Genomic DNA, 19,113 nt, shown 5'->3' on the forward strand with positions numbered 1-19,113 from the left:
GCGTTCACATCCAGCGGATAGGCACCAGTAACGCCTGTCAGCATCGGGATGTCATGGCGCGCGAAGGTGAAATCGCCGTGATTGACCATCAATTGCGCGGGGTTTGCACCACCCGCGGCGAAGAGATCAGGCAAGGCGTCGCCATTGCAATCAAACACTGCAACGCCACCACCGACGAAATGCTCCCACTCCCCGCCATAGATATGTTCCGGCAACCCCGCCGAGCGATCCTCGAACAAGGGGTCTGCCGCAACCGGTGCGGCCGCGATGAGCAACGCAAACAGCCGGATCATCCGCGGGCGTCTCCTAGGGCCGCGGCTGTCACGGCCTCAAGCGCCAGCGCCGTGGCACCGCGCGCCCAGATCATGCCGCCCCAAGCGTGAACTTCGACTTCACAAGGGGTGCGCCCGTCGCTCAGGGTCAGTTTTTGCATCTCGGCCAACACCTCTTTGGAATAGAGATAGTCGTATTGCATCCGCTCGCCCGACAGGATGATCAGGCCCGGATCAAAGAGCTGGATCACGTTCGAAAGCCCAAGCGACAGATAGCGCCCTGCACGCCGAAAGATCGTGCGCGCGGCCTCATTGCCCGATTTGGCCTGTGCGAAAAGCGCATCAAGCATCACATAAGGACTTTGCGGGGTGCGCGGATTGCGATCCAGCGCCGTCGCAGCCTCACGCGCTAATGCGTAGTCCGCAAGATATGCCTCAAGACAGCCGCGCTGGCCGCAGCGGCATAGCGCACCATCGAGTTGCACCTTGGTATGCCCCAGCTCCAGTCCCATGCCGCGCGCGCCACGGAAAAGCCGGTTGTCCAGCACAAGGCCCATTCCGACACCATTTTCGATTGTGACGACAACGAAATCCGCAATTGTGCGACCGGCCCCGAACCATAGCTCTGCAAGGCTGAGCACATTCGTATCGTTGTCCACATACACCGGCACGCCAAACCGCGCCATAAAGGCAGTGCGGATATCAACCTCTGTTTCAATCAGGAAGGGTGACCAAGTTACGGTGCCCGTGTCGTGGTCCACGATGCCAGGGATACCCATACCAACCGCCGAGATCTCTGGCAGGCTCATGTCCGCATCCTTCAGAACGCGGTCAATCAGGATGTCAATTTCTTCCAGAACCGTATCGAGCGATTTGCGCCCGGGCGATGAGGGCAGGGTAGCATCTGCAACGGGGCGGCCAGCAAAATCAGAGAGCACGGCAGAGTGCGTCTCATCCGAAAGTTTTATCCCGATGACATAGCGCGCCTCTGGCACGACCTCGAGCGCAACGGGCGGGCGCCCGCGGCCGCTTTCACGGGGCAGGCCCTCGACTTCGCGCAAAAGCCCCGCAGAGATCAGGTCGGCAGTCAGCGTTGTGGCTGATCCGGCACTAATGTTGAGTGCACGGGTGACATCGGTGCGTGCGGCACGCCCCGTCGCGCGGACGTGTTCGAAGACTTGTTGTCGCAACGGCTTGGCGTCGGGCGACTCTGACGCCAACAATGGACCACAGCCGTTCGGACCTCCCGATTCGTCGTTTTGGTCAACCATATTGTCGTACATAGTTTAATCTCTGAATTAATAGGTCTGCCGCGCACCCTAAAATTCGCTCCCTTTTGCAGACTGCCCAAAATTTTTGCGCGTTCAAAGCGTTTTTTTCACATTTTGCATCAATTTTTATTTTGACAACTGAATTTAATAAGTCATTCTGATGACCGTAGGGTCAAATGGCCCACGCCCCAATGCATGGGGCACACTATGGGAGGAAAACATGCATAAATCCGTTATCGCGGCAGCAATTGTGGCTGCCGGTTTCAGCACATCTGCCTTTGCTGACGCCCACGGCATCACTGTCGGCGTGAGCTGGTCAGACTTTCAGGAAGAGCGCTGGAAGACAGACGAAGCAGCAATGCTTGGCGCGCTGGAAGCCGCTGGCGCAAGCTACCTGTCCGCTGATGCACAGTCATCCGCAACAAAGCAGCTGGCTGATGTTGAAAGCCTGATCACACAGGGTGTTGATGCCCTGATTATCCTTGCACAGGACGGCGCGTCCATCGGCCCGGCACTTGATGCCGCCGAAGCAGCCGGCATTCCAGTGATCGGTTATGACCGTCTGATCGAGGACCCGCGGGCATTCTACCTGACATTTGACAACGTCGAAGTTGGCCGGATGCAAGCGCGTGCTGTGTTCGATCTGGCGCCAGAAGGCAACTATGTCATGATCAAAGGCTCGCCTACCGATCCGAACTCCGACTTCCTGCGTGGCGGTCAGCAAGAGGTGCTGCAAGCTGCAATTGATAGCGGTGCGATCACCATCGTTGGTGAGACATACACCGACGGCTGGCAGCCTGCGAACGCACAGCGCAACATGGAGCAGATCCTGACACAGGCCAACAACGAAGTTGACGCAGTTGTGTCTTCCAACGACGGCATGGCCGGCGGTGTTGTTGCGGCTCTTGCCGCTCAGGGTATGGACGGTATCCCTGTCTCCGGTCAGGATGGCGACCACGCGGCGCTGAACCGTGTTGCTTTGGGTACGCAGACCGTATCTGTCTGGAAAGACAGCCGCGCGCTGGGCCGCAATGCAGGCGAAATCGCTGTTGCACTGGCCAATGGCACAGCTATGGCTGACATCGAAGGGTCTGCCACATTCACATCACCTGGTGGTGTTGAAGTGAACTCCATGTTGCTGGCACCTTTGCCAGTCACGCAAGACAACCTGGACGTTGTTCTGGAAGCTGGCTGGATTGAAAAAGACGTGCTCTGCCAGGGTGTGACAGGCCTCGCAGTCTGCGAATAATCTGAACCTACAAACAAAGGCCCCATCCGCACTGTCGGGTGGGGCTTTCTTACAAGCCAACCCTGCCACGGGTTGAAAGGGGAGGGAACCAATGTCTGGCGGACTTGGTAAGCTAATCAAAACATTGCAGATCGATACGCGGCTTTTGGGCATGATCGGTGCTTTCGTGATCATTGCTTTGGTATTTCACGTCGCGACCGGGGGGACGTTCTTGACCCCGCGCAACCTGTTTACGCTGACACTGCAGACCGCATCGGTCGCGGTGATGGCCACAGGGATGGTCTTTGTCATCGTTACCCGCAACATTGACCTGTCGATCGGGTCGTTGCTGGGGATCGTGGGCATGATCATGGGGGTCATTCAGGTGCAAATCCTGCCTGACATCGTTGGTTTCGGCAGTCCCTCTATCTGGATTATTACTGTCATCGCAGGACTTTTGCTGGGGGCTGCTATTGGCGCGTTCCAAGGCTGGTTGATCGGTTACCTTCTGATCCCGTCCTTTATCGTCACTTTGGGTGGTTTGCTGATCTGGCGCGGTGGTGCTTGGTGGGTGTCCAAGGGCACAACCATTTCACCGCTTGATCCCAATTTCATCATGCTTGGCGGCGCGACCGGTACGATTGGTGTCACGGCAAGCTGGGCGCTGGCGATCGTTGGTTCCATTCTGACAATCCTTTTTCTGATCAACACACGGCGCAAACACATCAGCCATGGCTTTGCTGTCAAACCGATGTGGGCCGAATACGCGCTTGGCGCGATCCTTGTGGGTGCGATTTGTGGGATTACTGCGGTCATGAACGCCTATATGGTGCCGACCCGCATTCTGGAGCGTCGCTTTGCTGCCGAAGGGCTTGAGATGCCCGAAGGCTATACCGAAGCCTATGGTTTCCCGATTTCGGTCCTGATCGTTCTGGCTGTCGCCATCGGCATGACCATCATCGCCAAGAAAACCCGCTTTGGGCGCTACATCTTTGCGATGGGGGGCAACCCTGATGCGGCAGAACTGTCCGGCATCAACACCCGTTTGCTGACGGTCAAGGTCTTTGCCCTGATGGGTGCGCTGACAGCCATCGCTGCCGTCATCGCCTCGGCCCGTCTGGGATCGGCAGGGTCGTCCTTGGGTGAGTTGGACGAATTGCGCGTGATCGCGGCGGCCGTTATCGGCGGCACGGCATTGGCCGGGGGCGTTGGCACGATCTATGGCGCGATCCTTGGTGCATTGATCATGCAGGCACTCGTGTCCGGCATGGGCATGGTGGGTGTTGATTCACCACTGCAGAACATGATCGTGGGCGGCGTTCTGATTATCGCTGTCTGGATCGACATTCTCTACCGCCGTAAAACAGGAGACGCATAATGAGCACCCCACTTTTGGAAATGCGCAATATCTCGATCCATTTTGGCGGGATCAAAGCAGTCGACAACGTGTCTATCGACGTGATGCCGGGCGAAGTTGTGGGCCTTCTGGGCCACAACGGGGCGGGTAAATCGACGCTGATCAAGATTCTCTCGGGTGCGTACAAGAAGGACGCCGGCGAGATTTTTGTCGACGGCAAGAAGGTCGAAATCAATAGCCCGATTGACGCGCGCACCCACAATATCGAAACTATCTATCAGACACTTGCTTTGTCGGATAACCTTGATGCGGCCTCGAACCTGTTCCTGGGTCGTGAGATCACAACCAAATTCGGTTTGCTGGATGATACCGCGATGGAAGCGGAATCGCGCAAGATCATGGCACGCCTGAACCCTAACTTTCAGCGTTTTTCGGAACCTGTCCGCTCGTTGTCTGGTGGCCAGCGCCAGTCTGTGGCGATTGCGCGCGCGGTCTATTTCAATGCGCGTATCCTGATCATGGACGAACCCACTGCAGCGCTTGGTGTGCATGAAACGGCGATGGTTGCCGACCTGATCAAAGAGCTGAAGGCGCAAGGTCTGGGAATCTTCCTGATCAGCCACGATACCCGTGAAATGATGGAACTCTGCGACCGTGTGTCGGTGATGAAGAACGGCCAGTTGATCGGGACGGAGCGTGTCGAGGACGTGACTGAGGATGATATCCTGTCCATGATTATCATGGGCAAGAATCCCAAACGGGCCGCCTAATGTTCATTGGCCTTGATCTGGGAACATCGGGTCTCAAGGCTGTTTTGATCAACGATAGTCAGGCGATTGTCGCGGAAGCGACAGCGCCACTGACTGCGGCACGTCCTCAGCCGGGTTGGTCAGAGCAGGATCCTGCGGCATGGCTGGATGCAGCCGATGCCGCGATGCAAGCCTTGGCGGGGCAGGTGTCATTGGCGCAGGTGCGCGGCATCGGTTTGTCGGGGCAAATGCACGGTGCGACCTTGCTGGACCGCGATGATGCGGTGCTGCGCCCGTGCATCCTGTGGAACGATACGCGTGCGGCTGTGGAAGCCGCTTCACTGGACGCTGATCCGCGGTTCCGTGCGCTGACAGGCAACATTGTCTTTGCGGGTTTCACCGCACCCAAACTTGTCTGGGTGGCCAAACACGAGCCGGAAATCTTTGCAAAAACCGCCCGTGTGCTTTTGCCTAAAGATTACTTGCGCCTGTGGCTGACAGGTGAGGCAGTGGCCGAGATGTCGGATGCCGCGGGCACAAGCTGGCTTGATGTCGGTAAACGCGACTGGTCGGATGAGCTCTTGGCCGCGAGCGGCATGTCGCGGGCACAGATGCCGCGCCTTGTCGAAGGCTCTGAGGTATCAGGGCAGTTGCGCGATAAGCTGGCCGACCGCTGGGGCCTGCCCAAAGGTGTTATCGTGGCAGGTGGCGGTGGTGACAATGCCGCGAGTGCTGTGGGCGTCGGTGTGGTGAAAGCAGGTGATGCTTTTGTGTCGCTGGGCACCTCTGGTGTGTTGTTTGCGGCTTCGGATGCCTATCAGCCGGATGCGGCGACAGCCGTGCACACCTTCTGTCACGCGCTGCCGGAGACATGGCACCAGATGGGCGTGATCCTTGCAGCCGCTGATGCGCTGAACTGGTTTGCCAGGATCACGGATAAACCCTCAGCCACTCTGACGGGCGTTCTCGGGGATTTGCAGGCGCCGGGACGGCCCCTGTTCCTGCCGTATTTGGGCGGCGAGCGCACACCGCACAACGATGCCAATATCCGTGGATCGTTCCTGCATCTTGACCACGCCACCGATCAGTCCGCGATGACGCGGGCTGTACTTGAAGGCGTTACCCATGCCATCCGTGACAGCTATGACGCGTTGTCGGCTACAGGGACGCAAATCAAACGCCTGATCGCGGTCGGGGGCGGATCAAAATCCGACTACTGGGTGCGGGCGATTGCCACCTCACTTGATTTGCCGGTGCAACTGCCTGTCGCAGGTGATTTTGGCGGCGCATTTGGCGCCGCCCGCCTTGGGATGATGGCCGCAACTGGTGCAGGGGTCGAGATTGCAACCGCCCCGCAGATTGCCCGCACGATTGATCCTGAACCCTCACTCACCAGCGCCTTTCGTGAGGCGCATACAAGATACCGCGCAAGCTATGGCGCGTTGAAAGGACTGACATGACCGATTTTTTCAAGGGCATTCCCGCTATTACCTACGAAGGCCCGTCGTCAGACAATGATTTTGCCTTCCGTCACTATAACCCCGACGAGGTGGTGATGGGCAAGGCGATGAAGGATCATCTGCGTTTTGCGGCCGCCTATTGGCATTCCTTTGCATGGCCCGGTGGCGACCCTTTCGGTGGACAGACCTTCGACCGTCCGTGGTTCGGCGACAGCATGGATGCCGCGCGGATGAAGGCCGATGTGGCCTTCGAGATGTTCCAGATCCTTGGCGTGCCGTATTTCTGTTTCCACGATGCCGATGTGCGGCCCGAAGGTGCAAGCTTTGCCGAGAGTACAAGGAACCTTGCGGCTATCGTCGATTACTTTGCCGAGAAGATGGATGCGACAGGCGTTAAACTGCTGTGGGGCACGGCGAACCTCTTTTCGCACCGGCGTTTTATGGCGGGTGCCGCCACAAACCCTGACCCTGATGTGTTTGCCTACTCTGCGGCCACCATCAAGACCTGCATGGATGCGACCATGAAACTCGGTGGTGAAAACTATGTCCTCTGGGGCGGGCGCGAAGGCTATGAGACGCTGCTGAACACCGACATGGGGCGTGAACGCCAGCAGGCGGGGGCCATGTTGCAGATGGTTGTGGATTACAAACACAAGATGGGCTTCAAAGGCGCGATCCTGATCGAACCAAAGCCGCAGGAACCCACGAAACACCAGTATGATTATGATGTGGCTACGGTCTATGGCTTCCTGAAAGACTTCGGGCTTGAGGGCGAGGTCAAGATGAACATCGAGCAGGGCCATGCGATCCTCGCGGGCCATTCCTTTGAACATGAACTGGCCCTGGCGCGCGAATTGGGGATTTTCGGGTCCATCGACATGAACCGCAACGACTATCAGTCCGGCTGGGATACCGACCAGTTCCCCAACAATGTGCCCGAGATGGCCTTGGCCTATTACGAAGTGCTGCGCGCCGGTGGTTTCACCACAGGCGGTACGAACTTTGACGCCAAACTGCGCCGCCAGTCGCTGGATGCAGAGGATCTGATCCTCGCGCATGTGGGCGGGATGGATGCCTGTGCGGCGGGCCTGAAGGCGGCTGCGGCGATGCTGGAGGACGGCAAACTCGAGGCTGCACGCAAGGCCCGTTATGCAGGTTGGGACACGGCCGAAGGGAAGGCGCTGCTGGCCAGTGATCTGGACAGCATCACGGCCAAAGTACAGGCCGAGGGCATCAACCCCGAGCCCCGTTCCGGCCGTCAGGAGCGGTTGGAAAATCTGGTGAACCGCTACCTGTGATCCCGCACTCTTGTGCCGCCTGCCGCCCGTGCCTAACGTGGCTGCGGGCGGCAGAGGTGTGACAGCGTGATCGGCACAATTTTCAGAACTCTCGGGCGTAGATACATGGATGTGTCATTGCGCGCCGGTGCCGACTATGTGGTCCGTATTATCGAGCGTCCCGGGGTGTGGATGGATGACGCCGCCCTTTCCGCGCTGAGCGCTGATCTGCGCCAAGTGGCGGCGCGCACGCTCGATGCGGGCAGCCTGACTTATGGCGTGTTTTCAGGGGATAAGTCGCGGATGGAAGCGGTGATCATCACGCTGGTCTCGCGCCGCGATGACACCCCCGTTGCATTTAACGCACTGGCGGTAATGGCGTTGGAAACCGCACCGCACCCGACCGAAGTCTTGCATCTCGGTCTGGTCATGGTGGATCCGACCGAACGATCGAAAAACCTGTCTTGGGTGCTTTATGGTCTGACCTGCTTTCTGATCTTGTTCCGCCGCCAGTTCCGCCCGGTTTGGGTGTCGAATGTCACCCAAGTGCCTGCTGTCGTGGGCATGGTCAGCGAGATGTTTTCCGATGTCTGGCCCGGCCCGAATGGGGACCGACGCACGCTGACACACCTGCTGTTGGCGCGCGAGATTATGGCGACCCAGCGCCATGTTTTTGGTGTGGGCGCAGACGCGGGGTTTGATGAAGAGCGCTTTGTCATTACCGATGCCTATACCGGCGGTTCGGATGATCTGAAAAAAACATGGGAGAGCGCGCCCAAGCACCGCGATGCGCGCTATAACGCCTTCTGCCAAGAGGAACTGGACTATGCCCGTGGCGATGATGTGCTGCAACTGGGCCAGATGGATGTGGCCGCAATGCGCACATACCTGACACGCGAAGTGCCGAAATCCGCGGTGATCGGATTGCTGCTGACGGGTGGGATCGTGGCGCTCAGACGTATTGTTTTGCCAGCGATCCATTGGGCCGATAGTACGCAGGAATGGGCACACCTGCGCCCCTACACGCGGCGCAACAAATGATTGCCGCCGCCACGATCATGACGCAGCTTTTCCTGTCTGCGGCGGCGTTGACGGGACTCTTTGTGTTGCAAACCGTGCTGACGCGCCGTGATCGCGATGATCCGATCAACCGGCGGTTTCTGTTTGGTGTGCGGGTTACGATGGTGCTTTTTGCAGGGCGCGCGCTGATGATCCTCACAGGGATTGAGGCGTTTCGTATTCTCACCCTGCTAGGAGCCGCAATCATCCCTTTGGCAGTCTTGATCCTGACCGAGGGCTTGTTGCGCCGCCACGCGCCGCCATTGGTCAAGGCGGTGATCGGGGGCGGGGCTGTGGTCTTTGCGGTATCATCGCTGTGGTATTCGGGCAGCATTGATCCAGCAAGGTTGTTTGCGCTCTTGGGGTTTCAGTTGCTGGGCTTTGTTATGTCGGGGTGGTTGATCATCAGCCGCGACAAAGCGTCTTTGTCCGTGACTGAAAACGCAATGGTCGTGCGCTTGGGGCTGTCGCTGATCCTGTTCATTCCGCTTGCGGCGGGTGATTTTCTGCTGCTCTCCATCGGTTTGCCGATCCAGTTTTCTGCGCTGGGGGTGCTGATCCTGTGCTGGCTGGCCATCGGATTGGGGCGACCGCATCTTGGGCATCGCGCGACACTTGTGAACCTTGGCGTGATGGTCGGGGCGGCTTGCGGCGTGGGGGCGATGATAGCCGCTTTTGCGCAGTTGGGGCGCGATGGATATTTGCTTTCTATTGCCGCGATCATGACCATGCTGTTTGTTGTGGCAATCCTGAATGATGCGCGCGCATTGCGTCTGGAAGAACAAAGCGTTGGTCTGTTGCGCCAACTCGCTATGGCGCGGACCGACGATCCGATGACTTTCTTGCGCGATCTGCAAGACCATCCGCTTGTTGAAGGCGCGGTTGTTGTCAGCGAAGAGAGCCTGCAGGGTTTGCAGGATGATGTGCTTGACCGGATTTTTGCAGCCGCCCCTGTCTTGCGTCGGAGTGATCCGCCGGTGTTGGGACCGGTGGCCGATGATCATATCGCCTATCTGTTCGCGCGCTATTCTGCGACCCATGTGATGTTGGCGGTCCCGCGCCCGAGGGTGCTGGTTGCTTTGGCGATGCCGTCGCTTGGTGCGTCGCCTTCGGCAGAGCTGGAATTGCAGGTGGTGCAGCGCATGGCGGTTTTGATGGCCAAGCAGAAGGGGAGCAGTGATGCAGGATGACCACGCAGAGGTGAGACGGATTTTTGAGGCGGGGCTGCAGGCCGCTGATCCGTTTCTGGCTGTATCAGAGGCTTTGGACGATGTGCCTTTCCCTGCCCTAATCGTCGCGGTGGGCAAGGCAGCGCGCTCGATGGCCAAGGCGGCCTTGGTGCGGTTTGCCGGTGTGACATGCATCGTTGTGACGAATTATGAGAACGCCCGTGATCTAGATGGGGCTGTTGTGATGGCTGCGGGGCATCCCGTGCCCGATGAAAACGGCGCAGCGGCAGCGAAGGCCGTTACTGCAGCCTTGGATGCGGTGGAGGGTCCGGTGCTGGCGCTGATATCGGGGGGCGGGTCAGCTCTGTTACCTGCGCCGGCAGGGGCGTTGACCCTTGCGGATAAAGCACGGGTGAATGACCTTTTGCTTGGGTCCGGTCTTGATATCGTAGCGATGAACCTGATCCGCCAGCAGTTGTCTGACCTGAAAGGTGGCGGGTTTCTGCGTCATGCGGCCCCTTCAAGAGTGACGGCGCTGATCCTGTCAGATGTGATCGGCGATGATCTTTCGGCCATTGCGAGCGGTCCGACGGTTGGACCGATCGGGACAGCCGGGCAGGCGATTGCTTTGTTGCAGGCGCATGGGCTGTGGGAGGACCTGCCTGAGGTCGTGCGTGCTCATTTGCGGCAGGCAGCGCCGCCCGTGCCCTTGCCGGAAGCCCGCAATATATTGGTGGGGTCGAACGCGAAAAGCGTCGCGGCGATGAAGAATGCAGCCCCCGCGGCCCATGTGATTGCGACGGCGATTACTGGTGATGTGGCGGATGCAGCGCGGATGATTTGTGATCAGGCGGACATCGGCACGACCGTGTGGGGGGGTGAAACCACCGTCGTTTTGCGTGGTACGGGGCGCGGGGGACGCAATCAGGAACTGGCTTTGCGCATCGCGCAAGAGGCTGCGCTGCGCGGTTGGACAGACTGGACCTGCCTGCAAGCGGGCAGTGATGGCCGTGACGGGCCAACTGATGCCGCGGGGGGTGTTGTTGATCAGGACACACTTGCCAAGATCGGTGATCTGGACGGGTTGTTGGCGAATAATGACAGCTATGTCGCGCTGAAAGAGGCGGGTGATCTTCTGATAACGCATGCGACCGGCACCAACGTGGCCGACCTTGGGGTGATGATCCGGCGGGGGTAGGCCGTTTGGGCTGGTGCCGGAGCCTCCGGCGGGGATATTTTTCGGCCAATAATAACGAGCGGTTCGGAATGCAATCGGCTAGCAGGCCACTGGGTTCGGCGTGGTTGCGGATGAAATCGTAGAGGCGGGTGACGACACCCATGCTTGCGCGTTATGCGATGTGAACTGGCCCAAAGCCAATGCCGAAGGTGAAGAACCGATGCGCTGGATTCGCTAGAATTGATCACTCTAGGCCTGACGCTGGATCAATGCGCGCGTACCGAGGTGCGGATTGCTGACGACAAAGCGTTGATGTATCAATTTCGCTGAATGGGTGAACATTTCCCAATGAAAATGGGATTTATGTTTATTTTCAGTGGGTCAAGAGGGGGTGAAAACCCGTATATACCTTCGGTTTATTTCGCTGGTCTAAACCTTTGCTCGATTGAGTGGCCCTGTTTGTTGGGGCCAAGGTGGTTGCACTCACCTGCCGTATTGAAGCGGCGACATCTCAAACCAAGGTACGTAAGACCGCACCAAGGACACAGAAAAGAAAGACAGGATACGATGACAGACAAGACAACCGCAGTTTCACGCCGTCAGCTTTTGACCCGCATCGGTGGCTTGGCCGCAGCAGCTTATACGGTGCCTGCATTTACAACGATGTCGATGGCGCATGCCTCGGACGGGAGTTCCTCACCTTCACCTAACAGCCCGGCAAGCGCACCCAGTAACCCGAGTGCTCCAAGCACACCGAGTGACCCCAGTGGGCCAAGCAAGCCGAGCGCACCAAGCAACCCGAGCGCACCAAGCACTCCGAGCATGTCTTCCGGTCCAAGCGACTCTTCCTCCGATGCGAATGGTTGTGCTGCAGGGACAAGCTGGGATGGCAGAACATACAATGCCAGTGGCAAGGTTTGTTCGCCCGACTAAGATGAATGTGTCCTTACACATCGCTTTGTTCAGTCTGACCCGTGTGGGCTGGACGACCCATATCGCGGCCCCTTCACAGGGGCCGCTTTGCGATGGTTGACAGTCCAATCCAGTATCTTGGGTTTGCCGGTCTGGATAGACCCTTGCGTGTTGCCAATCCTGCGGTCGTGCGTCCTTTGCTGGATCCGGTGATGGCGGCTTGGCCGTTCACAGTTACTGACAATGGCGCGTCTGCGTCCAATGCTTTTGCAACGATCGGTCCGGCGGGCGCGGGTAAGTGGCGGCTCGAAGCGCCGCTGGCCGCCAAACCGGTCACCGAATATGATCCGGTGAACGCGATCTGTGATCTTGTGGTCGAAATGTCGTGGGAACGCCTGCGCAGTCGTCCGGATCTTTTGTGCTTGCATGCCGCGGCGCTGACTTTCAACGACCGGCTTGTGATCTTTCCCAATGCCCGCCGTGCCGGCAAAAGCCTTTTGACCGCGACGCTGGCACAGCGTGGGAATGCCGTATTCTCTGATGATTTTGTCCCCTTGCAGGTCACGCCAGAAAGCGGTGCGATCAGCGGGATCGCCAACGGGATTGCGCCCCGTTTGCGCCTGCCTTTGCCGGACAATCTTTCTGCGGGCCTGCCCATTTGGATCATGGACCGGATTGCTGTGCGGAATAAGCAATACGGTTATCTGACGGGCATTGATTTGCCGCAATCGGGCATGAGCGCACCGGTCGGCGCGATTGTCGTGCTTGAGGGCGATCAGACGATGACCGAACCTGCGTCCTTGACCCCTGTGACCCAAGAAGAGGCGATGGCGTCATTGGTCACACAGAATTTTGGCCGTCAGGTGCATGCCGGGGCCATTTTGCGGGTGGCAGATGCACTGACCCGCGCGGTGCCTGTCCTGCGGTTGCGCTACAACAGTGTCGAGGAGGCGGCAGCGCTTTTGAATGAGACCCCGCTATTGCGTGATTTGCCTGCGGCGCGGATGGCCGGGGCGGATGTGTCTGGAACCTTGCCGCTGGCACCTTTGGACCTTCCGGATGTGGTGGTTGACAGGCCGGTTGATCTGGATCGACACTTTGCAAAACTGCCGAATTTTACCGCCTGCGAGACCGGCACGGCTTTGTATCTTGCCGATGGCGACGGGTTTGCGATCCATCGTTTGAACCCCGTCTCCGCGATTATCTGGACACTGCTGGATGAGGGGCTGAACGGTGCAGGGATGGTCGAAGTCATGCAGGAATTATACGTGGATATCTCTGAGGAGCAGCTTTGTGCAGATGTTGCGGGCGCATTGGCGTTCTTATGGCAACAACGGCTGATTGCGCCGTCCTGACCCCGCCGGATGGGGGCGTCCGGCAAGGGCACGGTGCAGGACATACATCAAACTTGTTAGACAGGTGTACCCCGACAAAAAAGGCCGCCCCGGAGGAGCGGCCTTTTGTCTTTGTGAAAAGGACCCTAGTTCAGGTCGCTGGCATAGGCGGCGGCCAGTTCGGCCTCGACCTCGGCTGTGGCTGCGATCAGCGCGTCCAGCATCTCGCTGCCGCCGTCCACGTTTTCGCGGAACCAGTCATAGACGGGGGCTGCGGCTTCTGCGAAAGCGGCTTTCTCTTCCGGAGATGGCACATAGATGTCACCGCCACCTGCAACGAAGGCTTCATAGGCTTCGATGGATTTGCGCTTGGGTGAGGCGAATGTTGCCTGTTGCAGCGCAGAGAAACCATCGACCACGACGCGGCGCAGGTCTTCTGGCATCGCCATGAAGTTGTCGTTGTTCATCCACCACAGCGCACCCATGTAGGAGTGGCCGTCGAGGGTGAGGTATTGCAGGCCCGCATCAGGGAACTTCATGCCCATGATGTCGGTGATACCGTTTGCCGTACCTTCAACAACGCCTGTTTGCAGTGAAGTGAACAGCTCTGGCCATGGGATCGGTGTCGCGGAAGCACCCATGGCTTCGACCAGTTGCACTGGCAATTCTGCCACAACGGTGCGCAATTTGAGGCCTGCCAGATCTTGCGGTCCGGTCACACGGCGTTCGGTATTTGCAAAGTTGCGCCATCCGCCGGTGTTGCCGATTGTCATCAGCCGCACAGTATTGCCGCTGTCCTCAAGCGCCCTGTCGCGCATGGTGCGGACGAAATCACCCGACAGAACGGCCTCGGCCACGCGGTCAGAGGACATCAGGTAGGGCAGATCGAGCACTTGCACATAGGGGAAGATGCCAGCAGCACCACCTGATGTGGAAATGTAGACGTCGATGGAGCCTTCAGAGACGCCTTCAAGGCATTCCGCACCTGTCGCGCAAAGCTGGGTGCCGATGAAGAGTTCCACGGCAATACGTCCGTTCGAGGCTGCTTCGACGTAGTTTTTGAATACGACAAGACCGTCATAGTCTTCGTCGTCTTCGTTCGAGTTGGCTGTGGCGCGGATCGTGAAATCCTGTGCCCAAGCCGCCAGCGGGGTCGCCAGCAGTGCGGCGGTGGCCGCGACTTTCGTGAACTGTTTCAGCATTATTCTCTCCCTGTTGATGCTGTTAGTTGATGCCCGGTGGTGGGCTAATGCAGGCGCTAAACCCGACCTCCGGGCCGCAGCCCAGGAAACCAGCAAGGTATGGCACCGTCATGGAAATGGCGGGGATATAGGTGATCAGGAAGATTACCAGAATTTCCACCGCAAGAAATGGCAGGATCGCTTTGGCAATGGTCTCAACCCGTTCGCCGGACACTGTACTGGCCACGAAGAGGACAAGCCCCATGGGCGGCGTGGCCAATCCCACGGTCAGGTTCACACTCATGATGATGGCGAAGTGCACAGGGTGCACGCCCAGATCAACGAAGATCGGCCCGAGGATTGGGCCCAGAATGATAATCGCAGGGCCTGCATCGAGGAACATGCCGACGATGAACAACAGAATGTTGATCAGGAACAAAAGCATCAGCGGGTTTTCTGACAACGACAGGATATAGTCGCTGAGGATCTGCGGGGCGTATGACAAGGATACGACAGTTTTGAATGCAACCGCCGCCCCGACCAGTAAAAGGACGGCAGAGGTGGCCAGCGCAGAACGCGTCAGCACTTCGCCCAGATCGCGCAACTTCATGGAGCGCAGCACAAAGAAGCTCACAATCAGCGCGTAGGCCACAGCCACGGCAGAGGCCTCGGTCGGGGTGAAGACACCCACAAGGATACCGCCCAGAATGATGATGGGGGTCTGCAGCGGCGCGATGGCCTTTTTGCAGACCATGCGGAAATCATGGGTCACGCGCTTGCGATAACCCATCAGCATGAAATGGGCGGCAATCAGGAGGGCCGCGAAGACGATCCAGAGGTTGAGGCTATGCACCTTGTCGCCGGCCTCGTTGATTGAAGACAGACCGACCAGGCCCGACAGCCCCGCATAGAGCGCCATCAGCAAACCTGCGAGGTTGATCCGCACGAGCGCGAAGCTGACCCAGTATTCCACCGGTGTGATCGTCTGGTCTTTGGTGACGATCCGTTCCGCCTTGGGCAGGTCATAGCGGTCGGCCATCAGGCGGACCATCACCATCAACCCGACGCCGACCATGATGCCCGGCACGATACCCGCAAGGAAGAGCGAGGCCACGCTTTCGCCCATCACATAGGCGTAGATAATCATGATGCCCGAGGGCGGGATGATCGGGCCGATGACCGAGGATGCGGCTGTGATCGCTGCAGCAAATCTGCGGGTGTAGCCGTTTTTCTCCATCGCGGGGATCATGGTGGAGCCGATGGCCGAGGTATCGGCCACGGCAGAGCCTGAAAGACCCGCAAAAAGCATCGACGACAGGATATTGACGTGGGCGAGGCCCCCGCGCAAATGGCCCATGAAGGCCTGCGCGAATTCCACCAGCCGCAGGGTAATGCCGCCACGGTTCATGATCTCGCCTGCCAGCATGAAGAAAGGCAGTGCCATCAGTGGAAAGCTGTCCATGCCGTTGTAAAGGTTGCGGTAAAGCCCTGCGACGACGTTGCGGTTGTCACCTTCGAGCATGATCAGCGCGAAGGGCGAGGCCAGCAGTGCGAAGACCACCGGCAGGCCGATCATGATCAGGACAAGGAAAAGGGGAAGGAACCATAAAAGCATCAGTCGGCTCCCTGAAAGTCATCGGCATTGAGCGGGGTGAGGCGGTCGCCTTGGCCCAAGAGCTTGATGATCTGGCGGATGATCAGTTCCACATTCACAAGGATCAGCAGGTTCACCCCCACAAAGAGCGATGCGTATTGATAGTTGTTCTGGAACTTGGCACCGCATTTGCCGATCTCGATCCCGAAGGGCCAGCGCAGCGAGGACGAACACCCGCGCCCTGAAAGCGTCTGAACATGGTTGTTCAGCCCGCGTTCCCACGCGATGACAAGCACCCAAAGGGCGATGCCGAGGATCAGCAGCGTGAGCAGGCCGGAGACAACGCGGGGCAGGGCGCGTTCGAGCATGTCGATCGAAACGAACCCGCCCATCCGGAAGGCAAGTGGCGCCATCAGTCCGGTCATCCAGAGCATGCCGAAACGTGCACCTTCTTCGGTCCAGTTGGGCGCATCGCTGAGTACATAGCGGAAGAAGACCTGCCCCAGGATCAGCGCGACCATGATGGCAAGGGCGATCACCGCGATCACCTTGCCGATGGCAAGGACCACGGTGTTGAACCGTTCAAGCGGCCACAAAAGACCAAACAGGACCGACATCGGCTCCTCCCCTGTTTATGTGCGGGCTTGCGCCCTTGTGTTCTTGGGGCTTTGCCCCCGCCGCATGCTGCGGCTCCCCCAGAGTATTTAGGGCAAAATGATAAGATCAGGTCGCGCTAAACTCTCCGTATTTTCCTGCATGAAAGACGAGCGGATCGCCGCCACGGTGGTGGGCCTTGGTGACAAGGCCCACGACAATCACGTGGTCGCCAGCGTCATGTGTGGCCTCGAGATTGCATTCGAATGTGGCGAGCGCGCCTGCGATGATCGGCATGCCGCAGTGCGACAGATGCGTTGGCACGTCTTTGATCGCGGTCTTGGATTTGATGATCGCCGCACAGATATCGCGCTGGTCGGCGGCCATGACATGCACGGCAAAGCGGCGCGAGCCTGCAAAATGTTCAAACCGCCGCGAGGACTTCGCAGGCGACCACAGCACAAGTGGTGGATCGAGCGACACGCTGGCAAAGCTGTTGGCGACGATAGCAACAGGTCCTTCGGGGCTATCGGTGGTGATGATGGTCACACCGGTGACGAAGGTGCCCAAGGCGCCGCGAAAGCTGTCGCTGTCAGTGCTGGGGTCGAATGTGGCGATCGTGCCTGCGTCCATTATGGTACCTCTGTGCCGAGTGCGGCTGTGTAAAGTTCGAACCATGTTTCACGGTCCATATTCACTTTCAAAGCGTCTGAGAGTGATTTGATACGATTGATATTATTCGTGCCCATGACCGGCATGATGTTTGCCGGATGCGCCAGTAACCATGCCACTGCGACGGCGGCATTGTCTACGCCATTCTCGGCCGCCACTTTGGCCAGCGCGTCCTGGGCTGCCCCTGTGCCGGTCATCATGCTGCCGCCGCCCAAAGGGGACCACGCCATGATGGGGATGTTGCGTTCTTGCAGGTAGGCGACATCGCCGTTGGTGAACCCTGCATGTGCCGTCAGCGACAGTTCGATCTGGTTGGTGACCAGCCGCGTTTTCATGGCCGATTGCAGCAGGGTCCAGTCGTGCAGTTTGAAGTTGGACACACCGACCGAGCGGACCTTGCCGGAAGCCACGACCTCATCCAGTGCTGCACCGGTTTCATGGTGGTCCATCATCGGATCGGGGCGGTGGATCAGCAGTGTGTCGATCTTGTCGATGTTCATCAGGCGCAGGGAATGGTCCACGGAGGCGAGAATATGACTGCGGCTGGTGTCATAGTATTTTACCCGCGCACTGGCATAGCGCCCTGCGGGGGCCACGATATCGCATTTTGTGACGATCTCGATCTGGTCTTTGAGGGCAGGTGCTGCTTTCAGCGCTGCGCCCAGAACCTCTTCGGCCTCATAGCCGCCGTAGATATCGGCCTGATCCATCGTCGTGATGCCTTGGGCCAGGCAGGCCTCGATCTTGGCCTGAACATGCGCCACAGAAGTGTCGGTGTCATCGCCCAGACGCCACATGCCATAGACAATGCGGCTGAAGGAAAGGTCGTTGGTGATCGAAATACGGGTCATTAACGGCGGGGTCCTGTTCCTAGGGGTGTTGCGGGTGTTTCGGCCGGGACACGCCCGTAGGCGTGGGGCAGCGAGCAGGTTTTCAGATGCGGCATGACGCGGGCGCCAAAGTGTTCGGCCTCGTCGATATGCGGGTAGCCCGAGAAGATGAAGGCACGGATGCCCATCTTTTGATAGGCCTCAATCTTGGACATGACCTGATCGGTCGAGCCGACCAATGCCGCACCACAGCCGGAACGGGCGCGCCCGACGCCTGTCCAGAGACCGGGTTCGGTGTAGCCGTATTTATCCGCCAGTTCGCGGGCCCGTGACTGATGTGCGACGCCCAGCGAAATGCTGTCATGGGCGCGGTCGCGGATCAGTTTGCCGTATTCATCGTCGAGTTTCGAGGCGATATAGTCGGCGTATTCTTTGGCTTCTGCCTCGGTATCGCGTACGATCATATGGACGCGCAGCCCGTAGTCGAGTGTCCGGCCATGTTCGGCGGCGCGGGCGTGCACGTCTTTCATGCGCTGTTCTAGCATGTCGGTGGTTTCGGGCCACATCAGATAGACATCACACTGCGCGCCGCAAAGTTCGAGAGCCGCAGGCGAGTAGCCGCCAAAGTACAAAAGCGGCCCGCCGTTTTGCTGATAGGGTTTGGCGGGATCGGTGGTGAGTTTGGAGATCTGGTAGATCTCGCCGTCATAGCTGACTTCATCCTGCGTCCAGCATTTACGCAGGATTTCAACAACCTCGTGGCTCCGTTTATAGCGGAAAGCACTGTCTGCGACTTCGCCTGGGAAGTCCGAGCTGATGACGTTGAGCGTCAGACGCCCTTTGAGCATGTGGTCAAGCGTGGCGATGGTGCGGGCCAGCATGATCGGCTGGACCTCGCCACAGCGGATCGCGGCGAGAAAATTGATCTTTTCGGTCAGCGGGGCCATGCCTGCAACAAAGGATAGCGTGTCCTGACC

17 protein-coding genes and 1 pseudogene are annotated in these 19,113 nt (G+C 58.6%); 9 read left to right on the forward strand and 9 right to left on the reverse strand.

Going from position 1 to position 19,113, the window contains the following annotated elements:
• Together VGP75_RS17620 and VGP75_RS17625 are read right to left on the reverse strand one after the other, a co-directional pair.
• Positions 1 to 293: pseudogene (locus tag VGP75_RS17620) on the reverse strand (hypothetical protein); the annotation flags it as partial.
• Positions 290 to 1,555, reverse strand: coding sequence for an ROK family protein (locus VGP75_RS17625; RefSeq protein ID WP_327544897.1), 1,266 nt, complete (start codon positions 1,553 to 1,555; stop codon positions 290 to 292). The pseudogene VGP75_RS17620 and the gene VGP75_RS17625, both read right to left, overlap by 4 nt.
• Before the next feature lie 208 nt (positions 1,556 to 1,763).
• On the opposite strand from VGP75_RS17625, the gene xylF reads away from it, so the two are divergent.
• The 8 genes from xylF to VGP75_RS17665 all read left to right on the forward strand — a co-directional run bounded on the left by xylF (position 1,764) and on the right by VGP75_RS17665 (position 11,040).
• Positions 1,764 to 2,792, forward strand: coding sequence for a D-xylose ABC transporter substrate-binding protein (gene xylF / locus VGP75_RS17630; protein ID WP_327544898.1), 1,029 nt, complete (start codon positions 1,764 to 1,766; stop codon positions 2,790 to 2,792).
• A 91-nt stretch (positions 2,793 to 2,883) separates the two neighbouring features.
• Complete coding sequence (locus VGP75_RS17635; RefSeq protein WP_327544899.1) at positions 2,884 to 4,149, forward strand: sugar ABC transporter permease; 1,266 nt, start codon at positions 2,884 to 2,886, stop codon at positions 4,147 to 4,149.
• The gene (locus VGP75_RS17640; protein ID WP_327544900.1) at positions 4,149 to 4,898 is read left to right on the forward strand and encodes an ATP-binding cassette domain-containing protein; all 750 of its coding nucleotides are present in this window, start codon (positions 4,149 to 4,151) and stop codon (positions 4,896 to 4,898) included. The genes VGP75_RS17635 and VGP75_RS17640 overlap by 1 nt, the downstream gene beginning before the upstream one ends.
• Entirely contained in the window at positions 4,898 to 6,337 is a 1,440-nt protein-coding gene (gene xylB / locus VGP75_RS17645) for a xylulokinase (protein ID WP_327544901.1), read from the forward strand. Before VGP75_RS17640 ends, xylB begins: the two co-directional genes overlap by 1 nt.
• Entirely contained in the window at positions 6,334 to 7,635 is a 1,302-nt protein-coding gene (xylA, locus tag VGP75_RS17650; RefSeq protein WP_327544902.1) for a xylose isomerase, read from the forward strand. The genes xylB and xylA overlap by 4 nt, the downstream gene beginning before the upstream one ends.
• Before the next feature lie 66 nt (positions 7,636 to 7,701).
• Complete coding sequence (locus VGP75_RS17655; RefSeq protein ID WP_327544903.1) at positions 7,702 to 8,655, forward strand: hypothetical protein; 954 nt, start codon at positions 7,702 to 7,704, stop codon at positions 8,653 to 8,655.
• Positions 8,652 to 9,863, forward strand: coding sequence for a phosphatidylglycerol lysyltransferase domain-containing protein (locus VGP75_RS17660; RefSeq protein WP_327544904.1), 1,212 nt, complete (start codon positions 8,652 to 8,654; stop codon positions 9,861 to 9,863). The genes VGP75_RS17655 and VGP75_RS17660 overlap by 4 nt, the downstream gene beginning before the upstream one ends.
• Positions 9,853 to 11,040, forward strand: coding sequence for a glycerate kinase type-2 family protein (locus VGP75_RS17665; RefSeq protein ID WP_327544905.1), 1,188 nt, complete (start codon positions 9,853 to 9,855; stop codon positions 11,038 to 11,040). Before VGP75_RS17660 ends, VGP75_RS17665 begins: the two co-directional genes overlap by 11 nt.
• A 617-nt stretch (positions 11,041 to 11,657) precedes the next feature.
• Here the strand turns inward: VGP75_RS17665 and VGP75_RS17670 are convergent.
• Complete coding sequence (locus VGP75_RS17670) at positions 11,658 to 11,933, reverse strand: hypothetical protein (protein ID WP_327544906.1); 276 nt, start codon at positions 11,931 to 11,933, stop codon at positions 11,658 to 11,660.
• A 111-nt stretch (positions 11,934 to 12,044) separates the two neighbouring features.
• Between VGP75_RS17670 and VGP75_RS17675 the strand changes: the two genes are divergently transcribed.
• Positions 12,045 to 13,286 (forward strand): PqqD family peptide modification chaperone, encoded by a 1,242-nt coding sequence (locus VGP75_RS17675; RefSeq protein ID WP_327544907.1) that lies wholly within the window; start codon positions 12,045 to 12,047, stop codon positions 13,284 to 13,286.
• 125 nt (positions 13,287 to 13,411) lie between these two features.
• Here VGP75_RS17675 and VGP75_RS17680 read toward each other — a convergent pair whose 3' ends face one another.
• From VGP75_RS17680 to VGP75_RS17705, 6 genes are all read right to left on the reverse strand, one after another.
• Positions 13,412 to 14,467, reverse strand: coding sequence for a TRAP transporter substrate-binding protein (locus VGP75_RS17680; protein WP_327544908.1), 1,056 nt, complete (start codon positions 14,465 to 14,467; stop codon positions 13,412 to 13,414).
• A gap of 22 nt (positions 14,468 to 14,489) precedes the next feature.
• On the reverse strand, positions 14,490 to 16,061 hold the full coding sequence (locus tag VGP75_RS17685; protein WP_327544909.1) for a TRAP transporter large permease: 1,572 nt from the start codon (positions 16,059 to 16,061) through the stop codon (positions 14,490 to 14,492).
• On the reverse strand, positions 16,061 to 16,657 hold the full coding sequence (locus tag VGP75_RS17690; RefSeq protein WP_055292205.1) for a TRAP transporter small permease: 597 nt from the start codon (positions 16,655 to 16,657) through the stop codon (positions 16,061 to 16,063). The genes VGP75_RS17685 and VGP75_RS17690 overlap by 1 nt, the downstream gene beginning before the upstream one ends.
• Positions 16,658 to 16,763: 106 nt before the next feature.
• Positions 16,764 to 17,267, reverse strand: coding sequence for a flavin reductase family protein (locus tag VGP75_RS17695; protein ID WP_327544910.1), 504 nt, complete (start codon positions 17,265 to 17,267; stop codon positions 16,764 to 16,766).
• Positions 17,267 to 18,157 (reverse strand): aldo/keto reductase, encoded by an 891-nt coding sequence (locus VGP75_RS17700; RefSeq protein WP_327544911.1) that lies wholly within the window; start codon positions 18,155 to 18,157, stop codon positions 17,267 to 17,269. The genes VGP75_RS17695 and VGP75_RS17700 overlap by 1 nt, the downstream gene beginning before the upstream one ends.
• The coding region (locus VGP75_RS17705; RefSeq protein ID WP_327544912.1) for an LLM class flavin-dependent oxidoreductase at positions 18,157 to 19,113 on the reverse strand (957 nt) is incomplete at its 5' end. The genes VGP75_RS17700 and VGP75_RS17705, both read right to left, overlap by 1 nt.

Origin of the sequence: Yoonia sp., from assembly GCF_036007805.1 — a bacterium.
Taxonomy (GTDB): Bacteria; Pseudomonadota; Alphaproteobacteria; order Rhodobacterales; family Rhodobacteraceae; genus Yoonia.

What these genes read in the sequence shown, in the direction of transcription:
- VGP75_RS17665 (WP_327544905.1), top strand. Translation starts at nt 9,853, where the DNA reads ATGCAGGATGACCACGCAGAGGTGAGACGGATTTTTGAGGCGGGGCTG.
- VGP75_RS17690 (WP_055292205.1), bottom strand. Translation starts at nt 16,657, where the DNA reads ATGTCGGTCCTGTTTGGTCTTTTGTGGCCGCTTGAACGGTTCAACACC.
- xylF (WP_327544898.1), top strand. Translation starts at nt 1,764, where the DNA reads ATGCATAAATCCGTTATCGCGGCAGCAATTGTGGCTGCCGGTTTCAGC.
- VGP75_RS17695 (WP_327544910.1), bottom strand. Translation starts at nt 17,267, where the DNA reads ATGGACGCAGGCACGATCGCCACATTCGACCCCAGCACTGACAGCGAC.
- xylA (WP_327544902.1), top strand. Translation starts at nt 6,334, where the DNA reads ATGACCGATTTTTTCAAGGGCATTCCCGCTATTACCTACGAAGGCCCG.
- VGP75_RS17660 (WP_327544904.1), top strand. Translation starts at nt 8,652, where the DNA reads ATGATTGCCGCCGCCACGATCATGACGCAGCTTTTCCTGTCTGCGGCG.
- VGP75_RS17635 (WP_327544899.1), top strand. Translation starts at nt 2,884, where the DNA reads ATGTCTGGCGGACTTGGTAAGCTAATCAAAACATTGCAGATCGATACG.
- VGP75_RS17675 (WP_327544907.1), top strand. Translation starts at nt 12,045, where the DNA reads ATGGTTGACAGTCCAATCCAGTATCTTGGGTTTGCCGGTCTGGATAGA.
- VGP75_RS17685 (WP_327544909.1), bottom strand. Translation starts at nt 16,061, where the DNA reads ATGCTTTTATGGTTCCTTCCCCTTTTCCTTGTCCTGATCATGATCGGC.
- xylB (WP_327544901.1), top strand. Translation starts at nt 4,898, where the DNA reads ATGTTCATTGGCCTTGATCTGGGAACATCGGGTCTCAAGGCTGTTTTG.
- VGP75_RS17640 (WP_327544900.1), top strand. Translation starts at nt 4,149, where the DNA reads ATGAGCACCCCACTTTTGGAAATGCGCAATATCTCGATCCATTTTGGC.
- VGP75_RS17680 (WP_327544908.1), bottom strand. Translation starts at nt 14,467, where the DNA reads ATGCTGAAACAGTTCACGAAAGTCGCGGCCACCGCCGCACTGCTGGCG.
- VGP75_RS17700 (WP_327544911.1), bottom strand. Translation starts at nt 18,157, where the DNA reads ATGACCCGTATTTCGATCACCAACGACCTTTCCTTCAGCCGCATTGTC.
- VGP75_RS17625 (WP_327544897.1), bottom strand. Translation starts at nt 1,555, where the DNA reads ATGTACGACAATATGGTTGACCAAAACGACGAATCGGGAGGTCCGAAC.